Here is a 6,686-nt window from a genome sequence, read left to right on the forward strand (position 1 = left end):
TTATTGTGACAATCGGACATCATATTAATTTGTCATTTTGTTAATAACTTAAAAAACTGTATATTAATTCGTTAAATACATAACACCTAACCTAAATACAGTTATTAACAATTCTTTTTAAATTCGTATAACATTAAATATAAAATTATGTCTACACCGTATATTCCTTGTTTAGATTTAGGCTCTTACATCAATGGCTCTGCAGATGACCGTAAAAAGTTTTCGGATGAATTGGGCAGAGCTTTTAACGATTCAGGTTTTGTTACCATTACCAACCATGGCTTAAGTCAGGAATTAATTGATAAGCTTTACGAAAACATTAAAGCTGCCTTTGCATTACCAGTTGAAATTAAAAGGAAATACGAAAAGCCAGAATTGGCAGGCCAACGTGGTTATACCAGTGCAGGTAAGGAAACCGCTAAAGGCGCCAAAACACCAGATTTAAAAGAATTTTGGCAGATTGGGCAGGAAGTAACGGATGGCGATCCGGTTAAAAACGAATATCCTGATAACGAAATTTTAGAAGAATTACCTGAATTTAATAAAGTAACAGGCGATATCTATAAAAAACTGGAAGAAAACGGCACACATTTATTACGTGCCATCGCTACCTATTTAGAATTACCGATCAACTATTTCGACAAACATGTTCACAATGGAAATTCAATTTTAAGAGGTATCCACTACTTCCCGATCGAAAACCCAGAAACCATTCCTGATGATGCGGTACGCGCCGGGGCACATGAAGACATCAACCTCATTACTTTGCTCATTGGCGCAAGTGCCGATGGCCTTGAAGTGTTAACCCGAAGCAATGAATGGTTACCAATTAAAGCACACCATACCGATATTGTAGTAAATGTGGGCGATATGTTGCAAAGATTGACCAATAACAAATTAAAATCGACAACACACAGAGTGGTAAATCCTCCTCGTGAACTGATGAAAACTTCACGCTTTTCGGTTCCGTTCTTTCTACATCCGCGCAGTGATATGGATTTAACCAGTTTACCATCAACCATTGATGCAGAACATCCTAAAGCTTATAGCGATATGACAGCCGGAGAATATTTAGATGAAAGATTAAGAGAAATTGGATTGAAAAAATAGTCAGGCGTTTGGAGTTCTAGCAAATCGCAAACAGAAAATTAAAAGCATCGGTTAAAAAATCGATGCTTTTTTGTTATTTAGATAATATGTATTCAGCACATTTAGACGTTTTCGCCGAAATTGATGGCATTGGCTCTGCCTCAGGGTTATTCGCAAGTGGAGATTTGCTTTACATTATAGGCGATAACAGTGCTTATCTAAATGAATATAACATCAAAACCAGACAACTACGTAAAATTCAAATTTTATTTGATCCCTCATTAAATCAATTAGAAAACATTACCAAAGCCTTAAAGCCCGATTTCGAAATACTGTGCGGGCATGGCGATAAATTGTACATTCTGGGTTCTGGCTCTACAAATAAACGAAACCTGATGATCGAATTTGACCTGAAAACACAACAGGTTATACAGAAAGATCTTACCCATACTTACAACAGACTTAAAACGATTGCCCATGTAAATGACGAGAACTTTAACCTCGAAGGTGCAATCTACACGGATACAACCTGGCTCCTTTTTAACCGTGGCAATGGAATTGGCACAAAAAACGGAATATTCAAAATCAATGGTACAGATTTAAACGGTCTATACTTGGCAACATTTACTCCTGCTAAGCTCCCGAACATGGAGCAGGTAGAAGCTTCCTTTACCGATGCGGTGCTGGTTAAAAACGAAATATTTTTCATTGCAACTGTTGAGGATACCCAATCGACTTACACAGATGGTGAAATTTTAGGCAGCTTTATTGGTAGCCTTAATGCTGATACCCTTAAGCTAAATTTTACTTATAGAATATCTGGTAACCATAAGTTTGAAGGGATAACGCTCTTTAAACAAACCGACAATAAACTGGAGTTCCTACTTTGCGAAGACCGGGACAATGAAGAATTGAAAACTACGATCTATAAACTGATACTGAATTATTAAGAGCAACTATCGCACAAAACATCTGATAATCATGAAATCTACAGTGTTCAGAATTTTTATCGTACTCACCTACCTACTTTTTTTCTGTCATCCTGATAAACCAATTGAGCAGAAAAACATTGTTAACGATGTTAAGCCGCTAAAATAAAACAAAAGTATGATCCCGAATATAGGTCCAGAAACAAGCTTTTCGATACTTATTATTATACCCGGGATAAACAAAAATAAATAGCCGCCTTTACTGGGCAAACTCCAATAAAGCTAGCAATCCTCTTTTTAATTCTTTAATAAACTTCTTACCGCAACTTGTGGAGTTTCACCAGCTGGTACAATAAAAATAGCATCATTTTCTATTACCTGGCCCTGATCGAAATAATACCCGGCTGTAACAGGCAATACCGCACTGATGGTTTTTCCATCTTTATCTTTGGTCGCATAAGTAACATTGATTAAATGGCTTTTCATACTAACCTGTAGCTTTTTTGATGTTAACCTCGCACCCGTAGCATTGGTACAATCTAATTCTATAATTTTCGAATTGCTAATTCCAGACAGGTCCAATGAACTCGCCAAACGAATATTAAACGATTTGCCGCTGTTGTTTTTTACCGAAGCCAAAACTTTATAACGATCAAAGTTCTGGTCTTTTATGTTTATCTTTTCTTTATTCACAACAGTATACGTTACTGCAAAACCATTTATGTTTACCGTTTCTCCATCTTTGATCTGTTGCGCTTTAACGATAGCTGCCATTCCACAAAAAAGCAGCAGAAAGGCCAGTTTTTTAGTCCATTTCATATTGATTTGTTTTTTAGGTTGATGTGCTTAATTTACAAATAATAATTAGACTTATGCCCGCTATTTCTTCGAATCATCTATCGCTTTATTAACTACATCCTGTATTCTGCCCCTGATTTTTAGATTAGAAAGTTTATCGGTAACAGTTGGGTTAACCCGGTTTGACAGAAATATATAAACCAAACCTCGTGATGGATCGACCCAAACACAGGTACCGGTATACCCTGTATGTCCGTAAGTTTGTGGAGAAGCCAGATCAGAAGGATAATGTTTGGTACTATCCGGATCCCAACGATCGAAACCCAAGCCTCTGCGACTAACATTCGATTGCTTTGAGGTAAACATATCTACTGTTGTATCTTTGAAATATTCCACTCCACCATAGGTACCACGGTTCAACAACATCTGATAAATAATGGCTAAGTCGTTAGCACTGGCAAATAAACCAGCATGACCTGAAACTCCTCCTGCCAAAGCTGCCCCCTGATCATGCACATAACCTACAAGCAAGGTTTTTCTAAAATACTTATCATCTTCGGTAGGAATAATCTGCTCTGGTTTAAAACGGTTCCGCGGCAAGAAACCTGCCGTTTGCATCCCCAATGGTTTATAAAAATTTTCATAAGTGTATTGATTTAGTGGTTCCTCGCTGATGTGCTCTACAATATCTTTCATCACGTACATACTGATATCGCTGTACACATATTTACCACGTGTTTTAATGGGCGAATTGAGCATTTTAGGCCACATAAAATCTTTAAAAAAGCCTTTTTTGATATAATAATTATCCGCTACCTTGGTTGGATAGGCCGCTGATGAATCTCGGCTATAATCGCCTGTTTTAATATAATCGTGAAAAGGGATGTAACGGATAAAACCCGCCTGGTGCAACATTACTTCCCGCACCTGAATATTGTTCATGGGCGTGGTACGTGCTTTCGGGATATAAGCGCCAATATTAGTATCTAGTTTTAGTTTTCCTTCTTCAAATAAACGCATTACCGCAGGTGTTGTTGCTGTTACCTTGGTTACCGAAGCGAGATCAAAAATATCGGTTACCTTATCTGGTACATTCGTATCATAGGTATGGGTGCCATAAGCCTTATTAAAAATAACTTTACCATCTTTCGCTACCAAAACCACCATACCCGGAGTTGCTTTCTGCGTTATTGCTTCGGAAGCAATGGCATCAATTTCTTTTAAGTTGTTGGAGTTGATTCCCGCATCTTCGGGTACCGTATACTTTAAACGGGTAGCAGTGGTAACAAAACCAGCGCCCATGGTATAACGGGCAGAAAAGGCTGTGGTTAATTTATTTACAGCGGCAATGCCTCCAAAAATATATTGTGGAACAACCGCAGCTGCATCGGCATTGTTCTGTGGGGTCCAAATAATTGGCGATTTCAACAGATCGAAAGATTTTAAACCAGGCCCGTTACCAAAAAAAGAAATAATTACCTGTTTATTTTTACTGATACTGTTAATGAAATTAATGTATTTGGCTTTGCTTACATTTTGATCATCAATAGAAATTAAAATGGTATTAAAATATTTAAGGTCATCTTCTAAATCGTTCAAGTTCACGCTATCTTTATAAGAATCGGCAGAAAATGAGGTAATTTTATCGTATTTGTTGGCCAAACTGTCGAAAACGGCACTATAAGCAAAACTAAGGCTAACTGCAGCAATATTCTTTTTCTCTAATGATTTTAAAGGAATAATTCCATCCTGATTGTTTAATAATACTGTTCCGTTAGAAATTGCATTGGCAATAGCCAGTTTTTTTTCATTCGCGGTATGCTCCTGTGCGCAAGCCATTAAACATAAAACATTGCAGCAAAATGCTACAACCAGGATACGCAATCTATTTTGCTTCATATACTTTTTCTCCGTTCAGGTAGGTTTTTAAAACTTTGGTTTTTAATATTTTTTGTGGTGTTGATTTTAAAATATCATGGTCGAGGATTACGAAATCGGCTAGTTTACCTTTTTCCAAACTTCCTTTCTCTTCTTCTTCAAAATTAGCTTTCGCCGCCCAGATCGTCATTCCGCGCAAAGCCTCTTCGGGCGTTAAGGCATTTTCTATCTGGAAGCCTCCTTTTGGAAAACCTTTTGCGTCTGCTCTCACTGTTGCTGCATAAAACGTTAATAATGGATTAATGTTTTCGACGGGAAAATCGGTACCTAAGGGAATCCAACCATTTTGTTTTAACAATTGTTTGTAAGCATATGCATTTTTTAACCTTTTAGCACCCAAACGCTGTTTGGCCCAATACATATCGGAAGTGGCATGAGTAGGCTGAACAGACGGGATGATACTTGCGCTTCCAAATAAACCAAAATCGCTGGCATTCACCACCTGTGCATGTTCAATGCGCCAGCGTTTATCGTTTTTCCCCTTTAAGATTTTATTGTAGATATTCAGGATTATCCGATTCGCCGAATCGCCGATGGCATGGGTACACATCTGAAAATGATTGGCGGCAATTTTTATGGCTACTTCTTCAAAATGTTTCGCATCGCTTAACAGAAAACCGGCTTTATTTGGCATATCGCTATAAGGATGCAGCAGACAGGCACCACGCGAACCTAAAGCACCATCGGCATAAACCTTAAAAGCCCGAACATTTAACCGATCTGTTTTAATTGGACCACGGTTAAAAAGATATTTATAATTATCAGGCTCATCTGAAAGCATAACATAGAGCCTCATTTTCAGTTTGTTTTCCTTTTGCAGTTTTTCGATAAATTCGACAGCCTGGTAACTTAAGCCGCAATCATCAATAGTAGTTAAACCAGCAGCGAAACAGTTTTTCTGTGCATCTGTAAATATTTTTTCGGCCAGTTTAACATCTGGTGAAGGGATTTTACGCTCTACCAAAGCTACAGCGTTATCGATTAACACACCAGTAAGCTTTCCATTTTGGGTTAACATATCGCCACCTACCAGCTTCTGCACGCCATTAATGCCAGCATCATGCAACGCTTTTTGGTTAGCAATGGCCGCGTGCCCATCAATCCGGTTTAAAAATACCGGACGGCCAGGAAAAAGTGCTGTTAACTTTTCATTTGTGGGGAAATCTTTCTTATCCCAATCGTTTTGGTCCCAGCCATTACCAATTAACCAGCCCTCTGGGTGGGTTTTAGCAAAATCGCTTAAGCGAGCAAGCACTTCATCCCACGATTTTGTTTCTCTTAAATCGGCCGTTTGCAAGCTTTTACCATAACCGTAAAAATGAGCATGCGCATCTATAAAACCTGGATAAACGGTTTTACCTTCTGCATTGATTTCTTCTTTGCCCACATATTTTGATTTGATATCATCGCTTTTACCGAGTGCCGTGATTTTACCATCCTTTACGGCAAAAGCCTCCACTGTATCGAATTTACTGTTAACAGTATAAACTTTAGCGTTATAAACAATTACATCAACCTCTTCTTTTTTAGAGCAAGCAGTAAAGAGCAACGCCAGAAAAAGGCTGTATAAAATGGACTTCATAGCGATAAAGATAGAAAATTGAAAGCATTGGATTTGTAAATTCGGTTTTACAGAGAGATGGTGAATAGTTTGCCACGAAAACACAGAAAGCACGGAAAGCACGGATTTTTCATCTACGCCGTGGTCTGTGTATCCACTGACCTTCTAAATAACAACTTTTTTTCCGTTAATAGATCCTGAAACGAGTTCAGGAGGACGGCTCTTCTTAAACCAATCAATTGATTCTTGCATTTATGGCTACTGGCCCAAGTGAAATAAACCTCCTATGAATAAAACCCTTTTTCAAGCAGCTTAGGAAGCTTTTTCTTTTTTTATGGGCAAAAGATGTTCCCTGTCCTGAGAATTGGCGG

General features: G+C 38.1%; 5 protein-coding genes. 2 read left to right on the top strand and 3 right to left on the bottom strand.

Going from position 1 to position 6,686, the window contains the following annotated elements; translation table 11 throughout:
* Positions 1-147 precede the first annotated feature (147 nt).
* Together HDC90_RS03875 and HDC90_RS03880 are read left to right on the top strand one after the other, a co-directional pair.
* Entirely contained in the window at positions 148-1,110 is a 963-nt protein-coding gene (locus HDC90_RS03875) for an isopenicillin N synthase family oxygenase (protein ID WP_184464045.1), read from the top strand.
* Positions 1,111-1,196: 86 nt separating this feature from the next.
* Positions 1,197-2,039, top strand: a complete 843-nt coding sequence (locus HDC90_RS03880) for a hypothetical protein (RefSeq protein ID WP_184464047.1) — start codon at positions 1,197-1,199, stop codon at positions 2,037-2,039.
* A 276-nt stretch (positions 2,040-2,315) separates the two neighbouring features.
* Here the strand turns inward: HDC90_RS03880 and HDC90_RS03885 are convergent, their stop codons facing one another.
* Genes HDC90_RS03885 through HDC90_RS03895 form a run of 3 tightly spaced genes read right to left on the bottom strand, consistent with a single transcriptional unit; the run spans position 2,316 to position 6,336 of the window.
* Entirely contained in the window at positions 2,316-2,837 is a 522-nt protein-coding gene (locus HDC90_RS03885) for a hypothetical protein (protein WP_184464049.1), read from the bottom strand.
* Positions 2,838-2,897: 60 nt separating this feature from the next.
* On the bottom strand, positions 2,898-4,715 hold the full coding sequence (locus tag HDC90_RS03890; RefSeq protein WP_184464051.1) for a serine hydrolase: 1,818 nt from the start codon (positions 4,713-4,715) through the stop codon (positions 2,898-2,900).
* Positions 4,702-6,336: an amidohydrolase gene (locus HDC90_RS03895; RefSeq protein ID WP_184464053.1), complete on the bottom strand. Its 1,635-nt coding sequence runs from the start codon at positions 6,334-6,336 to the stop codon at positions 4,702-4,704. The genes HDC90_RS03890 and HDC90_RS03895 overlap by 14 nt, the downstream gene beginning before the upstream one ends.
* Positions 6,337-6,686 lie beyond the last annotated feature (350 nt).

It is taken from the genome of Pedobacter sp. AK013 (assembly GCF_014205835.1).
In the GTDB taxonomy this organism is placed as follows: domain Bacteria; phylum Bacteroidota; class Bacteroidia; order Sphingobacteriales; family Sphingobacteriaceae; genus Pedobacter.

Bases quoted from the DNA above. Each gene is read 5' to 3' on its own strand.
- HDC90_RS03875 (WP_184464045.1), top strand. From the start codon at position 148: ATGTCTACACCGTATATTCCTTGTTTAGATTTAGGCTCTTACATCAAT.
- HDC90_RS03880 (WP_184464047.1), top strand. From the start codon at position 1,197: ATGTATTCAGCACATTTAGACGTTTTCGCCGAAATTGATGGCATTGGC.
- HDC90_RS03885 (WP_184464049.1), bottom strand. From the start codon at position 2,837: ATGAAATGGACTAAAAAACTGGCCTTTCTGCTGCTTTTTTGTGGAATG.
- HDC90_RS03890 (WP_184464051.1), bottom strand. From the start codon at position 4,715: ATGAAGCAAAATAGATTGCGTATCCTGGTTGTAGCATTTTGCTGCAAT.
- HDC90_RS03895 (WP_184464053.1), bottom strand. From the start codon at position 6,336: ATGAAGTCCATTTTATACAGCCTTTTTCTGGCGTTGCTCTTTACTGCT.